General features: G+C 38.5%; 19 protein-coding genes, 1 riboswitch and 1 other annotated feature. Of the genes, 8 read left to right on the forward strand and 11 right to left on the reverse strand.

All coding sequences use genetic code 11. The annotated features are described in order from the left end of the window. The first annotated feature begins 48 nt into the window (after nt 1-48). Nucleotides 49-642 carry an undecaprenyl phosphate transporter UptA gene (uptA, locus tag RTR43_RS21740; protein WP_312475158.1) on the forward strand — a complete coding sequence of 198 codons (594 nt, stop codon included), beginning with the start codon at nt 49-51 and terminating at the stop codon, nt 640-642. On the opposite strand, the gene RTR43_RS21745 is transcribed toward uptA, so the two are convergent. The 6 genes from RTR43_RS21745 to argS form a co-directional block, all read right to left on the reverse strand. Further along, complete coding sequence (locus RTR43_RS21745) at nt 639-968, reverse strand: hypothetical protein (protein WP_312475160.1); 330 nt, start codon at nt 966-968, stop codon at nt 639-641. The two genes, uptA and RTR43_RS21745, sit on opposite strands and share 4 nt — an antisense overlap. A 76-nt stretch (nt 969-1,044) precedes the next feature. Continuing rightward, nucleotides 1,045-1,189, reverse strand: a riboswitch (guanidine-I (ykkC/yxkD leader). A gap of 56 nt (nt 1,190-1,245) precedes the next feature. Further along, a complete protein-coding gene (locus RTR43_RS21750) occupies nt 1,246-3,072 on the reverse strand; it encodes an APC family permease (RefSeq protein ID WP_312475164.1) in 1,827 nt (608 codons plus the stop codon). Nucleotides 3,073-3,276: 204 nt separating this feature from the next. Beyond that, nucleotides 3,277-4,458, reverse strand: coding sequence for a NupC/NupG family nucleoside CNT transporter (locus tag RTR43_RS21755; RefSeq protein ID WP_312475166.1), 1,182 nt, complete (start codon nt 4,456-4,458; stop codon nt 3,277-3,279). A gap of 304 nt (nt 4,459-4,762) precedes the next feature. Next, the gene (locus RTR43_RS21760) at nt 4,763-5,941 is read right to left on the reverse strand and encodes an MFS transporter (protein ID WP_312475168.1); all 1,179 of its coding nucleotides are present in this window, start codon (nt 5,939-5,941) and stop codon (nt 4,763-4,765) included. A gap of 103 nt (nt 5,942-6,044) precedes the next feature. Beyond that, nucleotides 6,045-6,512 (reverse strand): DinB family protein, encoded by a 468-nt coding sequence (locus tag RTR43_RS21765; protein WP_312475171.1) that lies wholly within the window; start codon nt 6,510-6,512, stop codon nt 6,045-6,047. A 72-nt stretch (nt 6,513-6,584) separates the two neighbouring features. Further along, on the reverse strand, nt 6,585-8,279 hold the full coding sequence (gene argS, locus RTR43_RS21770) for an arginine--tRNA ligase (RefSeq protein ID WP_312475173.1): 1,695 nt from the start codon (nt 8,277-8,279) through the stop codon (nt 6,585-6,587). 55 nt (nt 8,280-8,334) lie between these two features. After that, nucleotides 8,335-8,548: a binding site (T-box leader), on the reverse strand. A 103-nt stretch (nt 8,549-8,651) separates the two neighbouring features. Between argS and RTR43_RS21775 the strand changes: the two genes are divergently transcribed. From RTR43_RS21775 to RTR43_RS21785, 3 genes are all read left to right on the forward strand, one after another. Further along, on the forward strand, nt 8,652-8,906 hold the full coding sequence (locus RTR43_RS21775) for an alpha/beta-type small acid-soluble spore protein (RefSeq protein ID WP_312475175.1): 255 nt from the start codon (nt 8,652-8,654) through the stop codon (nt 8,904-8,906). A 104-nt stretch (nt 8,907-9,010) separates the two neighbouring features. Next, complete coding sequence (locus RTR43_RS21780) at nt 9,011-9,268, forward strand: hypothetical protein (protein WP_312475177.1); 258 nt, start codon at nt 9,011-9,013, stop codon at nt 9,266-9,268. A 138-nt stretch (nt 9,269-9,406) separates the two neighbouring features. Continuing rightward, complete coding sequence (locus RTR43_RS21785) at nt 9,407-9,958, forward strand: GNAT family N-acetyltransferase (protein WP_312475205.1); 552 nt, start codon at nt 9,407-9,409, stop codon at nt 9,956-9,958. A gap of 201 nt (nt 9,959-10,159) precedes the next feature. Here the strand turns inward: RTR43_RS21785 and RTR43_RS21790 are convergent, their stop codons facing one another. Continuing rightward, nucleotides 10,160-10,732, reverse strand: a complete 573-nt coding sequence (locus tag RTR43_RS21790; RefSeq protein ID WP_312475180.1) for a TetR/AcrR family transcriptional regulator — start codon at nt 10,730-10,732, stop codon at nt 10,160-10,162. A gap of 346 nt (nt 10,733-11,078) precedes the next feature. Between RTR43_RS21790 and RTR43_RS21795 the strand changes: the two genes are divergently transcribed. Next, the gene (locus RTR43_RS21795; protein ID WP_312475182.1) at nt 11,079-12,029 is read left to right on the forward strand and encodes an SMI1/KNR4 family protein; all 951 of its coding nucleotides are present in this window, start codon (nt 11,079-11,081) and stop codon (nt 12,027-12,029) included. 240 nt (nt 12,030-12,269) lie between these two features. Beyond that, nucleotides 12,270-12,824 carry a DUF4240 domain-containing protein gene (locus RTR43_RS21800; protein ID WP_312475185.1) on the forward strand — a complete coding sequence of 185 codons (555 nt, stop codon included), beginning with the start codon at nt 12,270-12,272 and terminating at the stop codon, nt 12,822-12,824. A 364-nt stretch (nt 12,825-13,188) separates the two neighbouring features. Here the strand turns inward: RTR43_RS21800 and RTR43_RS21805 are convergent, their stop codons facing one another. Then, on the reverse strand, nt 13,189-14,133 hold the full coding sequence (locus RTR43_RS21805) for a helix-turn-helix transcriptional regulator (RefSeq protein WP_312475187.1): 945 nt from the start codon (nt 14,131-14,133) through the stop codon (nt 13,189-13,191). Between the two features lie 189 nt (nt 14,134-14,322). On the opposite strand from RTR43_RS21805, the gene RTR43_RS21810 reads away from it, so the two are divergent. Then, nucleotides 14,323-14,826, forward strand: coding sequence for a DinB family protein (locus RTR43_RS21810; protein ID WP_312475189.1), 504 nt, complete (start codon nt 14,323-14,325; stop codon nt 14,824-14,826). Between the two features lie 277 nt (nt 14,827-15,103). Here the strand turns inward: RTR43_RS21810 and RTR43_RS21815 are convergent, their stop codons facing one another. Genes RTR43_RS21815 through RTR43_RS21825 form a run of 3 tightly spaced genes read right to left on the reverse strand, consistent with a single transcriptional unit; the run spans nt 15,104 to nt 17,670 of the window. Continuing rightward, a complete protein-coding gene (locus tag RTR43_RS21815) occupies nt 15,104-15,886 on the reverse strand; it encodes an ABC transporter permease (protein WP_312475191.1) in 783 nt (260 codons plus the stop codon). Between the two features lie 6 nt (nt 15,887-15,892). Next, nucleotides 15,893-16,696: an ABC transporter permease gene (locus RTR43_RS21820; RefSeq protein ID WP_312475194.1), complete on the reverse strand. Its 804-nt coding sequence runs from the start codon at nt 16,694-16,696 to the stop codon at nt 15,893-15,895. Further along, on the reverse strand, nt 16,693-17,670 hold the full coding sequence (locus RTR43_RS21825) for an ABC transporter ATP-binding protein (protein ID WP_312475197.1): 978 nt from the start codon (nt 17,668-17,670) through the stop codon (nt 16,693-16,695). The genes RTR43_RS21820 and RTR43_RS21825 overlap by 4 nt, the downstream gene beginning before the upstream one ends. A gap of 202 nt (nt 17,671-17,872) precedes the next feature. Between RTR43_RS21825 and RTR43_RS21830 the strand changes: the two genes are divergently transcribed. Further along, entirely contained in the window at nt 17,873-18,778 is a 906-nt protein-coding gene (locus tag RTR43_RS21830) for a nuclease-related domain-containing protein (protein WP_312475200.1), read from the forward strand. Nucleotides 18,779-19,020: the final 242 nt, after the last annotated feature.

The following is a 19,020-nucleotide window of genomic DNA, read 5'->3' on the forward strand; positions in this document are numbered from 1 at the left end:
AACTGGTATACACTAATAAGAAATAATATACATAAGCGAAGGTGTGTTATGACTGAATTTATTAAAACGATTTTAGAGTTCTTATCACAATTAGGATATCTAGGCATTGCTCTAGGGTTAATGATAGAAATTATCCCGAGTGAAATTGTCTTAGGCTATGGCGGCTATATGATTTCACAGGGTCATCTCAATTTTGTTGGATCCGTTATTGCCGGTACGGTAGGTGGAACGATTGCTCAATTGTTTTTATATTGGGCAGGTTACTATGGCGGTCGTCCGTTTTTAGAGAAATACGGGAAATATGTCCTTATTAAAAAGAAACATATTGACCTTGCCGAACTATGGTTTAGAAAATATGGGGCGGGTGTCATTTTTTCGGCTCGGTTTATCCCTGTCGTCAGACATGCGATTTCCATTCCCGCAGGGATCGCCAAAATGCCTGTTTCAAAATTCACACTTTACACCGTGACTGCTGTATTACCTTGGACTATTCTATTCCTTTATTTAGGGAAGGTATTAGGCAGCAATTGGTCACATATTAAGGAATTTGCACAGCCATATGTAGTGCCGACTATTATTGCAGCTGTTGTTTTAGGAGCCATCTATTTTTTAATCAAGAAAACAAAGAAAACCACCGATTAAGCACGGTGGTTTTCTTCTTTTGAAAATTTCGCTTTGGCCCAGGAGTCCAGCTTTTTAACCTGCTTTTTCCCAAGTGTAAAACCGTAAATGATGAGCAAAACAATGATTAAGGTAAACAAATCTACTTTCTTCGTTGAAATAAAATTGATGATTCCCATCAACACCTGTGGAATCACCCCGGTTAACGCAAATAGAACCGTCGCCACCTTGAACCAGAAGTTCGATTTTAAACCATATCTTGCATATAGCAGTAAGAAGGTTGATGACCACGCTAGCACCTCAAGCCCTACCAATATTGCCCATTTATTCTCAATCAAAAAATTCATTTTCAAAACTCCCTTCCAATCAAATCTCTATTATTTCCAAAAAAAAAGCCAAAAAGAAATATCGGTAATCGATAATTTCTCCCAGGCTTTTATCCTTCCGTGTCCACAGAAAACGGAAGTCCCCGTTGGGCAACGTATGGACTGAATCCGCTCATTTCCTGTGCGTTTTCTCTCGGACCAGTCTGGCCAGTTAAAGCCACGGAACCCTAGAAAACCAGTTATATTAAATTATGAGGTTATTTTATCACAAAAAAGCTCATCGAGAAACTGCCATTATTTACTTTTTAAAATGATAGGGCAGTGTGGCCACAATAACTTTCTTTTTAAAAATAAGATAGGTACGGATTAATAAGCTCGATTGATTGTGCAAAATATTGTGCCAGCTCTTTTTAGTTACGAATTGCGGAATCAACACCGTTACCCGATAATTATTTTCACTTGCTTTATGCTCAACAGTGTCAATGAATTTGGATAATGGCTGAAGAACACTGCGGTAGTGGGATTGCAAGGTTACCAGCCGGACATCGGGCTGCCATTTCTCCCATTTTTCTTCGAATCGTTTCTCATCTTCACGATCAAAAGAAACATACACAGCAAAAATTTGATCCGTTAATGACTTTGCATAATTAATAGAGTTTTCAACAACCTTGGTAATCCCTGCTACCGGAACAATAATGACATTTCCCTCAATCGGAATGGCTAGTTGATCCGGATAAAGCCTTAATTGTTCTCCCACTGCCTCATAATGCTTATTTATCCTTAGGAAGAGCAATACAATTAATGGTAAAAAGATAACCACAAACCATACTTGACCAAATTTTGTTATGAAAAAAATGAGTAACACAGTTAAGGTAATAAGCGCACCAACTAAATTAGCACTAAGCTTTGCCAACCATCCAGCCGGTCTTTCACGAAACCATTTCACAATCATCCCTGTTTGTGACAACGTGAACGGAATAAATACTCCCACCGCATAAAGAGGGATTAAGTGCTCCGTTTTCCCCTGAGATGCAATGATAAGTAAAATAGAAGCTGCCCCCAGTGACACGATTCCGTTCGAGTAGCCAAGGCGGTCACCTCTAATCGTAAACATCCTTGGCATATACTTATCCTTTGCCAAGCTAAACGCTAATAATGGAAAAGCCGAATAACCGGTATTGGCTGCGAGCACTAAAATCACAGCTGTTGTGCCTTGGATAAAAAAGTAAAGATAATTGCGTCCGAATGTCTCCTTGGCAATTTGTGAAACTACTGTTTCATCATGACTCGGGGCAATACCATAATAATAAGCAAGGAAGGTAATCCCCGCAAATAATAAAGCCAAGAGCGTTCCCATTAGAATTAACGTTTTCGCGGCATTCTTTGGTGCCGGGTCTTTAAAGTTTGGAATCGCATTAGAGATTGCCTCCACCCCTGTTAATGCCGAACAGCCCGAAGCAAAGGCCCGAAGCAGCAAGAATAAGGTAATCCCTTGAACCGGTGCCCCAATTGGTGCGTGATGAACAGTTGGAGAAACATTTCCTGTCAATATTTTATAAGCACCAACACCAATCAAAAGGAAAATCGCGACCACAAATAAATAGACTGGATAGGCTAATATCGTCGCCGATTCTGTTAAGCCACGAAGATTTAAAATGGTGATGAAAACGACTAGAATGCAGGCAATCAAAACGGTATGTTGATGTAAAGTTGGGATAGCCGATGTAATGGCTGCTGTACCTGCCGATATGCTGACAGCCACTGTCAATATGTAATCAACTAATAACGATCCGCCCGCAATTAATCCCGCTTTCTCACCCAGGTTCTCTTTTGAAACAATATATGCCCCACCACCATGAGGGTAAGAATAGATAATTTGTCGATAAGATACAATGAGCGCTGCTAACAGAAATAAAACGCCTGCTGCAATGGGTACAGAGTACCAAAAGGCGATGATGCTAATGGTGGACAGTACAATTAGAATTTGTTCTGTCCCATAAGCCACTGATGATAAAGCATCGGATGACAGAATCGCCAACGCCTTAAAAATGTTTAATTTTTGTTCGCCTAAAGCCGTCGATTTTAACGGCCGGCCAATTAGCAGTCTCTTAAAAGAAGAGAGCATGTGACTCACCCACCAAATTTGAAGTAGAATTACCGATTGATTTTATCACAAGATATTCATGAAAATGAAGTGTTTTCTTTTAAACATCTGTATTTTATTTTGTCCTAGATTTGGGGATTATGAGTAAATTCATCATGATCAAATAAAAAAAAACCACATGGTTAGATCAACTATCCTAGATCTACCATGTAGCTGTTAATATAATTAAAGCATTAAACCTGTAATCGCAGCTGTTAATAAGCTAACAAGTGTTGCGCCATAAAGCAATTTAAGCCCAAACTTTGCCACAAGATTGCCTTTCTTTTCGTTCAAACCTTTCACGGCCCCTGTAATAATCCCAATCGACGAAAAGTTTGCGAACGAAACAAGGAAGACAGAAATGATCCCCACTGTTCTGCTGGATAATGAAGCAGTAATTTTTGCTAAGTCCATCATCGCAACGAATTCATTCGATAGCAATTTTGTCGCCATAATTGTTCCTGCCTCCACCACTTCTGAAGAAGGCACCCCCACGATAAAAGCGAGTGGGGCGAACACATAACCAAGCGCCATCTGGAAGCTGATGCCGAAAATCGCGGCAAATAGATGATTAATCATGCTGATCAAGGCAACAAAACCGATTAGCATCGCCCCGACAATAATGGCCACTTTGAATCCGTCCAAAATATATTCCCCAAGCATTTCAAAAAAGGATTGTTTTTCTGTTTCTTGAATTTCGATAATATCTTCTTGTTCTGTTACTTCATAGGGATTAATAATATTGGCAATGATAAATCCGCCAAATAAGTTTAATACCAATGCGGTAATCACATATTTTGGGTCAACCATTGTCATATAAGCCCCTAAAATCGATGCCGAAACCGTTGACATTGCTGAGGTGCACAATGTATACAGACGATGTTCAGGTAGGTAGGGGAGCTGTTTTTTTACAGAAATAAACACCTCAGACTGGCCAAAAACAGCAGATGCTACCGCATTATAAGACTCTAATTTTCCAAGACCATTCACCTTACTTAAAATGAAACCAAGGAAACGAATGATGATCGGAAGGACTCTAATGTATTGGGCAATTCCGATCAAAACAGAAATAAAGACAATCGGCATCAGAACGTTTAAGAAAAAGGGAGCTGCCCCTTTCATCGCCATTCCGCCGAATACAAAGTTTATTCCTTCAGCTGCATAGTTTAGAAGATGTTCAAATAACCCTGATACTCCTCTAATAATGATAAGCCCTACTCCTGTATTAAGCAGTATATAAGCTAATAACAGCTGCAAACCGAGCATAATCGCAATCGGCTTAAACTTTATCCCTTTTTTATCGCGACTAACAAGATAGGCAAGCAAAAAGATTACAACCAATGCCGCCAAAAACAATACAAATTTCAAAATATTTTTCTCCTTTTCCTGTTGTTATCTCTGTGATGTAAAGAAAGAACAAATATACATTTTTCGACAAAAATCGACAGCGTTTTCACACATAAATCTGATTATAGAATTGTGCATCATACGTGTCAACCTTTTGTAAGGAAGTAGTAAAATTCAGGATATTCGCTCTCATCAAATATTATTTTTCCTTTTTTTATACCTTTTGATTCATAGAGGATAGAAAAAGGCATGGAGGCTATCCTTCTCCATACCTTTAAGTAACATTACAAAACATAATCCATTGCGCTAATTCTACCTCTTTTTATCATCCTTGTTGTGCCACATTTACCCGCTCTTTATATAAGAAATAGACATAGAGTAGCATGGAAATGAAGATCGAGACAGCTGAGGTACTATAAATGCTGCTGTAGCCAAGAAGGTGGCCAATCTGACCAAACACCATCGCCCCTATGCCGACACCTAAATCGAAAAAAGAATAGAAAGTGGCATTCGCCATGCCTCTTCGATTGTTTGGGACTTTTTCAATAGACCATGCCTGCAGGGCTGGCTGTACCGTTCCAAAGCCTAGACCATATAAAACAGCCGCTACAAATAGAATTGTGCTATTAGGGAGCCACGATAACAAAATCATTGCCGTTAATATTAACAATGTTCCCGGAATAAAGACGGCTTGATGTCCTTTTCGATCATAAAGCTGTCCTGCAAATGCCCTTGTGACCATCAGTGCAATTGCGTAGAGCAAAAAATACAATTGAATCCCGGCAATATGTTTTTCAGCCGTATATAATGGGAGAAAGGCAGCAATCCCGCCAAAGGTTACTGTGATAAAAAACATCAGCATCGAAGGCTTCAAAGCACCTTTTTCGTAAAGATCAAGTTTAGCCTTTGCCCTTGCCGGCTTTTGCTCGACCTTTTTGTACGATATTCTAGATGACAACAAAAGAGCCATCAGTCCTAATCCTGCACAGATAAGGAAAAATTGTTTAAACGATATGATGCCGGTTAAAATCAGCCCCAAAGATGGGCCAAATGCTAGTGCCAGATTTCCTGATAGCCCGTAATAACCCATTCCTTCTCCTCTTCTAGAAGCAGGGATTAAGTCAGTGGCAATCGTTCCTGATGCCGTAGTGGAAAACCCCCAGCCAACCCCTTGAACGACGCGCATCACAAATAAGAAAACGATGCTGGTTAAAAACCCAAAGGATCCGACTGAAAGGACAAAAATGGCTAAACCAATGAAATAAACAAAGCCTCTTCCTTTTGTTTCAAGTGACTTTCCCGCATACGGTCGAAGTAGTAAGGATGAAAAGGTAAAGATCCCTACCACAAATCCGATCAATTGATCATTTCCTCCTAAATCTTCCACAAACAGAGGAATGGTTGGTAGCGTCATTTGAAATCCAAGAAAGATAAAGAAATTAGCTAAACAAATAAGAACAAAGTCTTTTGTCCATATTTTCTCTTTCCTCAACTGTTTTTCCATATAAGATGAAGTCTTCCTCTCTTTTTTATTAAGAATTTATGATTTCTTTTCAGACAATGAAAAATCGTTTCTACGACTAGTAGAAACGACCTTTCACAAAAAATTATTTTGCATTAGCTGCTTCAATGACGCGTTTCATGGCCTGCATTTGTCCTAAATGAAGGGATTCATGGAAAATCGCAAAGTTGGCAAGTTCGCCAAAGGTTTCTAGCCCTAGGAATGGACTTTTCAGCCTTTCGTTAAAACTTCCCTCTGGAATTTCTTTGATTCTCTTGATTTGCTCTTTTAACTGTGCCGTCAATTCCTGTACCGATGGAACATCACCATGCCAATCAGCCGGCTTAGTTCCTGTTGCAAATAACTCGATATAGTTTGCTGGTAAGTTAGTCGATTTTTTTGGGAAACCAAACATAAATTGCTCTGCGACGGTTAATATGTGGCCAACATGCCAGTGAATCGTATTGTTAAAACCTTCAGGCTGCACGTCCACTAGACCTTCATCCAGCATTTCCACGTTTTTCACGAAATATCCCCTCGTTACCTCAAAGCTTTTAAATAATAATTCACTCATTTCTTTTAACCCCCTTTGATTTGCCTAGCTATAGTTTATACCATATTAAGCCAATTATGAAACTAAACAAACTTACATTTCTTCGGGTGCTTCGATTCCCAATAATCGCAAGCCCTCTTTTAGGACGACGGTTACACTGTAAACAAGGGCTAAACGTGCTGACTGCTCCTCATTTTCTTCAAGAACTTTAACTTCCGCATAATATTTATTGAATGCTTGTGCAAGGTCAACCACATATTTGGCCACCTGTGACGGGTCAAGGTTTTCACATGCCCGTTTAATCGCATTTGGGAATTCCATAAGCAAGCTTGTTACTTTCCACTCCTTTTCCCAAGCAGCAAGATATGCTGCAGGAGGTACATCAGTCTGCCAATTTCCTTTTCGTAAAATAGAACATGCCCGGGCAAATGTATACTGAACGTATGGGCCTGTTTCGCCTTCAAAGCGCAGCATTTCCTCTAAGGAAAAATCGATGTCGTTCATGCGATTGTTCTTTAAGTCGTGGAAAATTACCGCTCCGACACCCACTTGTTTGGCCACTCCGTCTTTGTTTGCCAGGTTTGGATTTTTTTCTTCAATATTGTGGCGTGCCATCGCAATCGACTCTGTTAACACTTCTTCGAGTAAAACTACCTTACCTTTACGCGTCGACATTTTCTTGCCATCCTTTAACATCATCCCAAACGGAACATGAACCATTTTCTCAGCCCAGGTATAACCCATCTTTTTTAGCACAGCGATTAGCTGTTTGAAGTGAAGGCTTTGCTCATGGCCCACAACATATAAGGATTTTACAAACTTGTAGTTTTCCTTACGATAGAGGGCAGCTGCTAAATCGCGGGTCGCATAAAGTGTTGCGCCGTCTGACTTTTTAATCAGGCATGGTGGCAATTGTTCGTCGGTCAACTCTACCACCTGTGCCTGATCAGATTCAATCAGGAGTTGTTTCTCCTCAAGAAGCTTGACGACCCGATCCATTTTATCATTGTAAAATGCTTCGCCGGCATAGGAATCAAATTGCACGTTCATCAAGTCGTAAATTCTTGAAAATTCCTTTAGGGATTCGTCACGGAACCATTGCCAAAGCTGTAATGCTTCCACATCGCCATCTTCAAGTTTTTTAAACCAGCTGCGCCCTTGGTCTTCAAGTGACGGGTCCATTTGCGCTACTTCATGGAATTTAATATATAAGGCTAATAGCTCCTTGATAGGGTTTTGTTTTACCTTTTCAGCATCGCCCCATAATTTATAGGCTGTAATTAACTTTCCAAACTGCGTACCCCAGTCGCCTAGATGGTTAATTTTAATTGGTTCATATCCGCATTTCTCCACAATAAAAGCTAACGCGTTTCCGATAACAGTTGAGCGCAAATGCCCCATCGAGAAAGGCTTGGCGATATTTGGTGATGACATGTCAATTGTGACATTGCCTCCGCCCTCTAATTCTTGTGATCCGAAAAGGGATTTTTTCTTTATAATTTCGCCGACAATTTTTTCTGAAACTTCCTTTTTATTTAAAAATATATTAAGGTACGCCCCCACCACTTCAATTTTTTCAAAAGTTGGGGATTGAATCTTTTCACCTAGTTCTAGCGCAATCAAATTAGGTGACTTTCTTTTTAACTTTGCTAATGTAAAACATGGAAAGGCTAAATCACCGCGTGAAGCAATTTTCGGTTTTTCAATCATAAGTTCCAGTTCAGTCAATGATATTTCTTTTCTAAGCAGTTCAAAAAGAACAGTTGCAAGCTCCTTCTTAAAATTCATTTAAAATGACCTCCTTATTTTCTATATATAAATACAAAAAACTCCCGTCTCTATAAAAAGAGACGAGAGTTTGAATATCCCGCGGTACCACTCTAATTGTTCAAAAAGAACCTGCTTTCCCTTTGTAACGGAGCATTCTCCGACTTACCCTACTAGTTTCAGGCAGGCATCTCAAAAGTGCGCTTCATTATCTGATCCGTATCAGGCTTGCACCACCCCTGATTCGCTAAAACATCCTAGATAATTACTCTCTTTTTCATTGATTTTCCCAACTTGATTACCAGTTATTATACTGGAAAGATTAGGATTTATCTAGTCCTCATTGATGATTTTTTTTGCTCTGGTAATCCTAACAGTAAAGGAGGGATTTTAATGGCCAGAAAAAATAAAATACTTGTTCCAGAAGCAAGAAATGGTTTAGATGCGTTGAAAGCAAAAGTCGCCCATGCCAGGAGCCCAGAAGAGGCGAAATTTGAAGCAGCCCAAGAAATGGGTGTTCCCTTAAAAAAAGGCTATAACGGTCAGCTTACATCTGAACAGGCCGGAAAGGTTGGCGGCAGACTAGGCGGCAGCATGGTCCGTGAGCTTGTCAAAATGGCACAGGAAAACCTTACTAAAAGACAATAATTTTTTGGGGTCTAAAACCTTATTAGACCCCTTCTTTTATTTCGAAAAAGTTTGACAATTTTGTGACAATTGGTAGAATATTCAGTAATAAAGGAGTTGAGGGAATGCAAGAAGAACACTTAAAGAATTTACAACCCTTTAAAACGGCAGCCTTCTTTGGAGGTGGATTTGGACTAATTTTTCTTTTATTCAGCCCTTTTGCAAGCGGTTACGCTATTCTTTTAGGGCTTGGAATCGGAATAACGGCCGCTTCCGTGGTTCTTTTCCTGTTTGGAACCTTTTTGTGCTTAATGGAAGAGTATACCGTCAGTAGTAAAGGTAAAATGAAGATTGCTGAATCTTCAACAAAGTCTTATAATTAAGTTACTTTAAATTCGAGGAGATGTGCCAATGCTATCGCTCATTGCAGGAATCCGAAATCGCTGGTAAAACCGGGGGCCCAGGATAGCCTGAAAGATGCGCTGACTGCCCCCAATAAATAGTAGGGGGAACTAATGATGATGATCCATGATTTATTTACAGGAAAACTGGTCAAATTAACCGCTCCAAGAGATTCAGATGCAGCGGAAATGGCCAAGTGGCAAGAAAATAGTGATTATTTGCGAAACGTTGATACCGATTTTGCTGTACCAAAGTCGGTTGATGCCTTAAGAGAGCATGACTCTGCTAAAAGCCACGGTTCGAGTAATTTCGAGTTCAGACTGCGTACGATTGAGGATGACAGGCTAATTGGCTTTGTCGCTCTTCACGGTATGGAATGGAACAATCAGGCATGTTTGCTGGCGGTTGGAATTGGCAATCCGGAATATCGTGGCAAGGGCTATGGAACCGATGCCTTAAACTTAATGCTTCGCTATGCTTTTTATGAATTGAACCTGAATCGCGTCGGTCTAGACGTTATCTCCTATAACCTTCAAGCGATTAAAGCTTATGAAAAGGTTGGTTTTAAGGTAGAAGGACAGATGAGAGACGCTGTTCTTCGCGATGGGAAGAAATACGACCGTGTGATTATGGGGATTCTTCGTGATGAATGGCTAGAAATGCAAAAATAAACGCAAACAGACTTGTGTAGCTAATAACACAAGTCTGTTTTTTTTGAATTTTTTATGAGTTTTGTATATATTCAAAGGTGTTTTGCACATTTTCTATGGGCTTTTGTACACTTTTTTCAAAAGGTTTTGTACACTTTTTCAAAAGGTTTTGTACATTTCTTCATAGCTTTTATACAATCATTCATTTTCAACTAAAAACCATTACCTCGGAAGCCCTTGCAATAAAAACACCTTCATAATTTCGGCGATTTGCTCCGAGCTTAACGGTGCATGATTTCTCTCCCAATCGGAAACAAGAGCGATATACATTTTTAAAAGGAGATAACTTGTCATTTCGGTGTTAGCAGGTGGGATGGCTCCCTTTGCAATTGCTAATTCAATTTTTTGCTTCAAGTAAGCAACGATCTCATTTTCCATATGCTGGAGCATTTCTGAAACCGCTAATGTTCCCATCTCCGCTTCCTCTTGAACCAGCTTAATCATGAGCTGATGTTGGGAACGAAATTCTAATAAGCGATATAGGGCCCGATGAACATTTTCCGTAACCGGTAAATCCGGCTGGATGGCTGCCTCTGCTTCTACAATCATTTCTTTCACTAACGTGGAAATAATCTCTTCAAATAATTCTTCTTTATTTTTAAAAAAAGTATAAATCGTTCCTTTTCCTACATTGGCAAGCTTTGCAACCTGATCCATTGTCGTTGCTTTATAGCCAAATAATGAAAAGGATTTTGTCGCCGCTTCAACAATCATCTTTCTTCTGTCGGGTGCCATGCAAACTACCCTCCTTTTTGACTAATTTAGTTTTTCGGTCAATTACTTATAATTTTACTATAGCATAGCCTGTATTTCGTTTCAAATTTTTCTCTAAAGTGTTTGAACATATATGTATACTGTTGAGTGACAATAAAGTTGTTTAATTACAAAAAAATCGTTAAATTTACAATACAGATGTTTAATAAATTCTAGCCATACCATATTCCATTAAAGGGCCATATTCTTGAATAACACTCAACAACGAAATTGGTAAATTTATGTTAAAATATACTGAGAAGATTGTGAAGAAGTGACGTTACAAATCGAATAATTCTCCAATAATTTTAATAAAGGTAGGTCAATCATGAAAAATCTAATAGAGTTGCTCCCAACAAGAAAACCGGGAGTGGATGAAATACATATAAAAGCAGCAGAAGAGAAGTTAGGTGCACTGTTTCCAGAAGAATATAAAGAACTTTTTATGTTGATAAATAACCCTGAGATTGGCGATTGGATTCTCTATCCGATTAAGGATAGCCTAAATCCAAAACATACGTGGGACGATATCGTAAGACAAAACCTAGAACAAAGAGAAGAAGCTTTATCAAATGATTTAATAGCGATCGGTGAGAACGGAACAGGAGATAAACTATGCTTTCGTGTTAGAAAAAAGTTCATGCAAAGTCAAGTATATGTCTGGGATCATGAAACAACCCGGGCTAGGAGTGTAGTCTTATCATTGAAAGAATTTATCGAACGTGAGGTTGCTAAATATAAAAATGAAACAATCTCCCTAGGGACATTCCAAGTGACGAGTGGCAAGCTTATTATAAGCGATCCTTGCTATGGTTACGACGAAGAAAATACTGAAGATTTGCAGGTTCTTTTAAAGCCAGCTAAACTAGGGGATTGGTCAGCTACTGTTTCTTATAATGAGGAAGAGGTTGTCCATCAACTTGTAGTCTTTTGGGGAAATACGGAGCCCGAAGGGGTATGGGTCCCAATCGATCAGTTGCTCGCGGTCGATTCAGCCCAAGCTGGGATTTTTGATTTCGCTTTCTTTGATGATGATGAAAAAATAATTGATGAAGTAGAAAATGTTTATGATATTGAGATAGATGACGATGTATCCAAATATTATGTTGCATGCTGCGATGCAGTTGCTTCTGAACAGCAAAGTGGTATCGTCCCCGGTGGTGCGGTAGCGATGTCAGGATATGGCGATGGCTTATACCAAGTTTATATCAAACAGGATGCGTCTGGTGAATTTGTTTCTGTTATGATTGATTTTTTGGAAAGCGATGAGGATGAATAAATATTTAAAGTTAAAAGAAGATTGCTCTTTCTTCTTTCTTAGGTGATTGTCTGTTGCTTAAAACTGAGCCGTTTTTTCAAAAGTCGTATCCCTAAACAATTGCGCTTTGCCTAAATTAGATACGGAAAATTATTAACTAAAGGACGCTTTTGAAAAAGGCGATTTTTTTATAAAAAATTTATTATTAAAGGAATTCTGTTAGATAAAATTGAATAACTCTCATAACTAATTTAGAAAAGGGTGTATCTATTGGAAAAGAAGGAATTTTGGAGATTAATTGAAAAGTCCAGAAAATTTGATCAAGCGGAATGGTTAACAGAGAAATTAGCTCAAAAGGGATTAGAAGAGGTATTAGACTTTGAATTTTTATTTCAAGAATTAATGAACACTAGTTACCAATCTCGTTTATGGGGAGCGGCATTTGTTCTGATGGGTGGCTGTTCTGACGATGCTTTTGACTATTTTAGAGGATGGCTGATTGGACAGGGAGAAGAAATATATAACAAGGTATTGAAAGACCCCGAATTTTTAGCAGAATACATAAATGAAGATAACCTTGATGATGAAGGCTTCCCTCAAAATGAAGAATTGCTTTCGGTTGGAGTAGATGCCTATACGCTTTTAAAGACGGGTGATATTGAATGGGATGACGATATACATAATGAGTTATTAGAAGCTCTTGACAAGAAGGGGCTAAAATCAGTAACTGACATAGAATTTGATTGGGAAGAAGATGATTTGGAAACTCTATTTCCTGTTCTATGGGAAAGATTTGGAGAAGAACCACTAGGTTAAAAGAAAACAACTGAATTAAATAGTTATCCTTACAAAAGAAATTAGAATCTACTCTTCAACAAACGGACGCGATTTTTTAAAAATGATTGCGTCTATTTCAAGGTTGGACGCTTTAATGGGGTAATGATCACAGAAATGATCAAACTTTTTTATAAAATAATGATTCAATTGAATAGGATAAAGCGTGTTTTGATCAAACTTTTTTCAAGACACGCTTTTTCTATTTGCTCTTTTATCAAGGTTTATAGAGTTAATTTAATTTAACTTTATTTCAAAGCTACACCAAGAAGGGGTACAAACTCGTTTTTTCTAATTGTACCCCCTTCTTCTATTGAAGGATCTTATAGTTGAAGAACTTTTTTCATTAGTTATACTGGTTCAATATTTGAATTAATTTTTCTTTTGTACATTCAATTAATTCAGATGGACTTTTAATAAAAGCTTCTTCACCAAAAGTAATAAAATAATTACAAAAAAAGTAAATATCACTTTTTGAGATATTACCTTTCAAAATTCCAGTACCATCTTCTCTTTTAGACAACTCTATATTTGCCCATTTTTCCGATTTATACATTTCCACTCCCTTGTTAGTTAGTTCCACATTTAATTGGTATGTATATTCTTTAGTATTAATAAGGCTAAAACGGTTTTTTAAATAAATATTTGATAAATCTATAGGGTGATTATTTTCATCACCTTCTACGGATTTTATACGATCACATCTAAAGACTCGATAATCCTTACTAAAAAAACTATAAGATGGACAATACCACTTTCCCCCATTTGCATAAATACCAATTGGTTGAATGCTTCTATTAGTTATTTCTCCATTTTTTTCATATTTTATTATAAGTACTGCCTGCTCGATTGATGCCTCTAATAATCGCTTTAAAAACGGAATCTTTTCCTGTTGGTAAACAGATACAAAATCAACTCGATCTTTCATTTTATCAATCGCATCTCTTATATCTCCAGAAAGATTTAAATAAAATTTCTTTTTTATAGATTCATACTCAGTATCAAAAGGAAGGGAAATGTAGTGTCTTAAAGCATGAATCGCAAAAAAAATAGAGATAGCTTCATCTTCACTAAAAGCAATTGGAGGGAGAATTCTTTCATTTAGGACTTGATAACCACCATGAGGGCCTGCTTCAGAATATAATGGGACACCCATCTCACTTAATTCTTGCAAATCTCTCAAAATGGTTCTTTTTGAAACCCCAAATTCTTGTGCTAATTCCCTAACGGTAAATCTCTTTTTTCGATTAACCATCATTATCATTTCATTTAATCTTTTTGCCTTAGACATGCATACCTCCAAAAAATAACAGTGACATAAGTTGTCACCATCATAATATATAATCACAAATAGATAAAGAAAAGGGGGATGCGAGTCTAATTAGAAATTCCTAACAAATGCTATGGGAGTAACTGAAAAAAGTAGGTCATTACATTTGTCTTAGAATTATCAATTGAATGGAATATGGAGGAAATAAATATGTATGTAACGATTTTAGACTTTATTAAAGAATGGAATTGGGAAGCAATGCTAACTCAAAAAGTGTTGGATGGTTTAACGGATGATTCATTAAATCAAAAAGTTTATACAGAAGGTCGTACTTTAGGAAGGATTGCGTGGCATTTAACGACTAATATCCCAGAGTTCTTAGCAGATTTCGGGTTGAAGGTAGATAGTTTTGAAAATGGTGAGAGAGTCCCAACATCGGCAAAGGAAATCGCTGAAACCTTTAAAAAAATAAGTTCTAATGCAGCCGAAGTTATTGAACAACAATGGACAGATGATTCTCTGAAACAAGTGCAAAATGCATTTGGAAGGGAAAATTCGAATGCTCAAATTTTAATGGGACTAATCAAGCACATTATTCATCATCGTGGACAAGTTACTGTTCTAATGCGTCAAGCAGGAATAAAACCTTTTGGGGTTTATGGACCACCAAAAGAAGATTGGATTCATTTTGGGGTGGAAAATCCACCACTTTAATAATATTGTACTAATGGTGCTTTTCTCTAATAAAGTTATCTTCAACAATCAGGCGCTTTTCTTGAATAAAACTCTTTAGATTTATACGACTTTATTGTTATATTTTTAGTGCACTGACTAATGTATATCAAAAGTTAAACAACTTTATTTTAACCCCGTTCTTTATATAAGGACGGGGTTAAACGTGTTTTGGTATTAAAAATAAATAACTTTATTGTCACCCTACATATACACCCTCTCCTAATTTAAAAATGATCTACATGGTGGTCTTCCTATGTTAGGATCCCGTTGATCGATAATGTTTAACCCCGAATTGCCAAATAAAGAAACAAGGAAAGATAAAAAGACTTCCCAAAGCTGGGGTTAGCATATAAAGCAGGTCATTCCCTTCATTTCTCCCAAGAATGTACATCAAGGGCAAATAGTTGACTGTACCGAAAGGAATCACATAGGTAAAGAAACGAGCTACCCATTTTTGATAAATATTTAATGGATATTGGGCCATCTCACGACCGCCGTCGGTAAAGATATTCGCCACCTCGAGCCCTTGGACGGTCCAAAAACACAAGGTCGCTGCAAGCATATAGATTCCTGTAAAAATTAAAACGCCGCTTGTAATCATAAGTAAAAGGGTGATTGCTTTTATCAGGCCCCACTCGATAGGGAGATTGCTTATGGCCCATATTAATACGATAAAGCTTTGAAATAGTCTTCCAATTTTAGAGAATTCAAACTTGGAGCCAAGCACCTGAACAAACGTGCTTCTTGGCCGCACTAGTAATCGATCAAATTCTCCCTTAACAATTAAGTTGGAAAACATATCAAAACCACGGGCAAAACACTCGCTTAAAGAGAACGACATATGGATGATCGCAAAGCAGAGCGCAACCTCAAAGAACTGCCAGCCTTTAATTTGACCAAACCGTTCAAACAAAAGATAAAGACCAGCAAAAATAGCAAAAGGAATAAAAAATTGTCCAATCAACATCAGGAAAAAAGAGGTACGGTATTGCATTTGTGACTTGAAGTGAATCAGCAAATACTTAAAATAAAGATTCAAAATTATTCAGCCTCCTTGAACAACGACCCGTCGTAAAACACGATTAAGCGCGGTTCTGCCTAACCAAACGAGAACAATTAAATATACAAGCTGGATGAGGATACCGAGGACTGCCTCATTCTGGGGAATATGTCCAGAATAGACCCTGAACGGAAAATCCGCCGTCCAGCGAAACGGGAGTACATTAGCCATTTTTTGCAGCCATATTGGCATTAAAGGAACAGGAATAATTAAACCAGCAAAAAATTCCCCCAGGACAGAGAATACTAACAGGGAGCCAACTGGTGACATGGTAATAAATACGGATATATATAGGAGCATAGAGATTGCTACTAACAATAGTAAGCCAAGCAGTAAAGCACCAAGAAATAATAAAAAGGTAGTGAGACTAGGCGGGAGGGTCATGTTGTAGGGATAGGGTAAACAGAAAGCCACAATTAATATGGGAAAACAGCGCAATAGGGCGCTCGACAACCGCTGCGCTAGAAGCTTCGCATACCAAAAGCCGTAAAGCTCACAAGGGCGGCACAGCTCATAGGCGATATTTCCGCTGGTAATTAGATCAAACAGCTCGTTATCGCGAAACCACATCGTAATAAAAACAAGAAAAGCCTGCTGCAGCCATATGTAAGTAATTAATTCCTTTATGGAAATGGGCGGAGTATTCGTTGCGTATTCATAAAATGCTTCAAATACCATAATCGTGATAAATCCCCAGAAAAATTGTGTCGCCACTCCAGCAAGTGCCGCGGCACGGTACTGCATTCCATAAAGAAGACGGAGCTTCAAAACTGAAAGATATACCCTCATATTTGATACTCCTGATAGAGTTGGACAATTATTTCCTCAATTGGTTGTGTTTCAACCGCGACATCTTGGAGTTCCACTTGGCTAGATAGTTGGGTGATTACGTCGGAAGTCTTCACCAGCTCTGTATCAATGCTCAGCACCACTCGTTCCGGTGACCACGAAAGCACCTCTGCCCCAGCAATTTTTATTGGGTTTGTATTTTTTCGATAATCAGCGGTAATCGTTTTATGTGTGCCAAACCGAGCCCTTAATTCTTCCAAATGACCGTCATACAATAAGCTCCCTTTCCCAATTAAGATGACCCTGTCAGCTAATGCCTCAATGTCATTCATATCATGGGTCGTGAGAATAACCGTGACTTCCTTTTCTTTATTAATCGTTTTAATAAACTGGCGGACTGCAATTTTCGATACTGCATCGAGACCGATGGTTGGTTCATCTAGAAATAAAATCTTCGGATTGTGGATGAGGGAAGCGGCAATTTCACAACGCATTCGTTGTCCTAAGCTGAGTTGACGGACAGGCGAATTCATGATTGCTTCGAGTTCAAGGGTTTCAATAAGTAGATTAATGGTAGTTTTATATTCTTGCTGTGGGACCTTGTAAATATCTTTTAATAGTTCAAATGAATCTATCACCGGTACATCCCACCATAACTGGGAGCGCTGCCCGAAAACAACTCCAATATTTTTTACATATTGGGTTCGGTCTTTCCAAGGTGTGTAACCCATAATCGTGCAATTACCGGTGTCAGGCACCAGTATTCCACTCATGATTTTAATCGTCGTCGATTTGCCCGCCCCATTTGGGCCGATGTAGCCGACGATCTCTCCTTGATTAATAGAAAAAGAGAGATCTTTTAGTGCATCGACAATCGTATGTTCCCGGTAAAAAAGTGCCTTCGCTGCCTGGCGCAATCCAGTCTGGCGCTTGGCAATCTTGAAGGATTTGCTTATGCCTTCTACGTGGATCAAATCGTTTCCCCTTCCCTTCTCATTAGAGTCACAGAGGAAAATAATAGCACTCTGGATGCAACGCTGTCAAGAATTTTCTGAATAATTGAAAGAATGGTTTTTTTAGAAAGGTTAACAAAATATTCATTCATATAGCCTAACAGCAACTGTATTTTTTTATAAAATGAAATTGGAATGTAAAAATTTAGAAAGGCTGTGCCATATGAATAAAAAACCGCTTACTAAACCTCCTGACTTAATCATTCTAGGCTTTTTAAACACACGGATGAATTTGCCTAAAGATGATAAGCAAAACTATTTAAGTCTTAAAAAAGGCTATGAAGGTGAGGTGATGTTTAATTCATTGACAGAAAATCTTGAGTGCAATTGTTTGATATTAAACGGGCTGTTGCTTGAGGTCAACAATACCAAGTTCCAAATTGATTCATTGATCATTACACAACAAACTATTTACATGAACGAGGTTAAAAACTTTGAAGGAGATTACTATTACGAAAATCAAAGGTTCTATTCCTCAAATGGTACTGAACGAAAGGATCCACTTCTCCAGTTGAAACGAAGCACATCCCTGCTCCGCCAACTGCTCCAAAATCTCGGGCTTTACTTGCCCATTGAGGCATGGGTGGTCTATATCAACCCCGAGTTTACCCTATACCAAGCACCCCGTAACGAGCCCATTATTTTTCCAACTCAGACTAATCGTTATTTAAAAAAAATAAACACGACCCCTTCAAAACTAAATGGAAAGCACGAGAAACTAGCTGACAAATTTATTTCACTTCATATGGAAGAATCTCCTTATCCCAAGTTACTAACCTATAATTATGACCAGCTACGAAAGGGTATTACTTGTGAAGTGTGCCATTCCTTTTCGATTTTTGTCCGTGGCAAGAATTGTGTTTGTGGCGAATGCGGTCACGAAGAAGAGGTTGAATCTGCTGTATTGCGTAGTGTGGAGGAGTTTAAGCTCCTATTTCCAGATTGGAAAATTACAACCCATGTGATACATGATTGGTGCAGGGTGGCTGTGTCTAAGAAGAGAATAAGCAGGATTCTTAGGAGAAACTTTAAGATTATCGGGGATCGTAGATGGGTTTTTTACGAGTGAAAAAAGGACCCATGCTAATCTTATTTTCCGAGGTGTGTGTTTACTACTTTTCACTATAGACCTTCCATTAGGGGGTACCCGGGGATTTTGTCCTTTAGAACTCTTCTATTAGACGGGGTCTCTGGGGCGCTCAGGGGTTTTGTCCTTTAGGGCTCTTTTATTAGACAAATTTACTGGGGTGCTCGGGGATTTTGTCCTTTAGGACTCTCCTATTTGACAATTTCTCCGGGGCGCTCGGCGTT

Origin of the sequence: Neobacillus sp., assembly GCF_031988165.1 — a bacterium.
Taxonomy (GTDB): domain Bacteria; phylum Bacillota; class Bacilli; order Bacillales; family Cytobacillaceae; genus Neobacillus; species Neobacillus rhizosphaerae.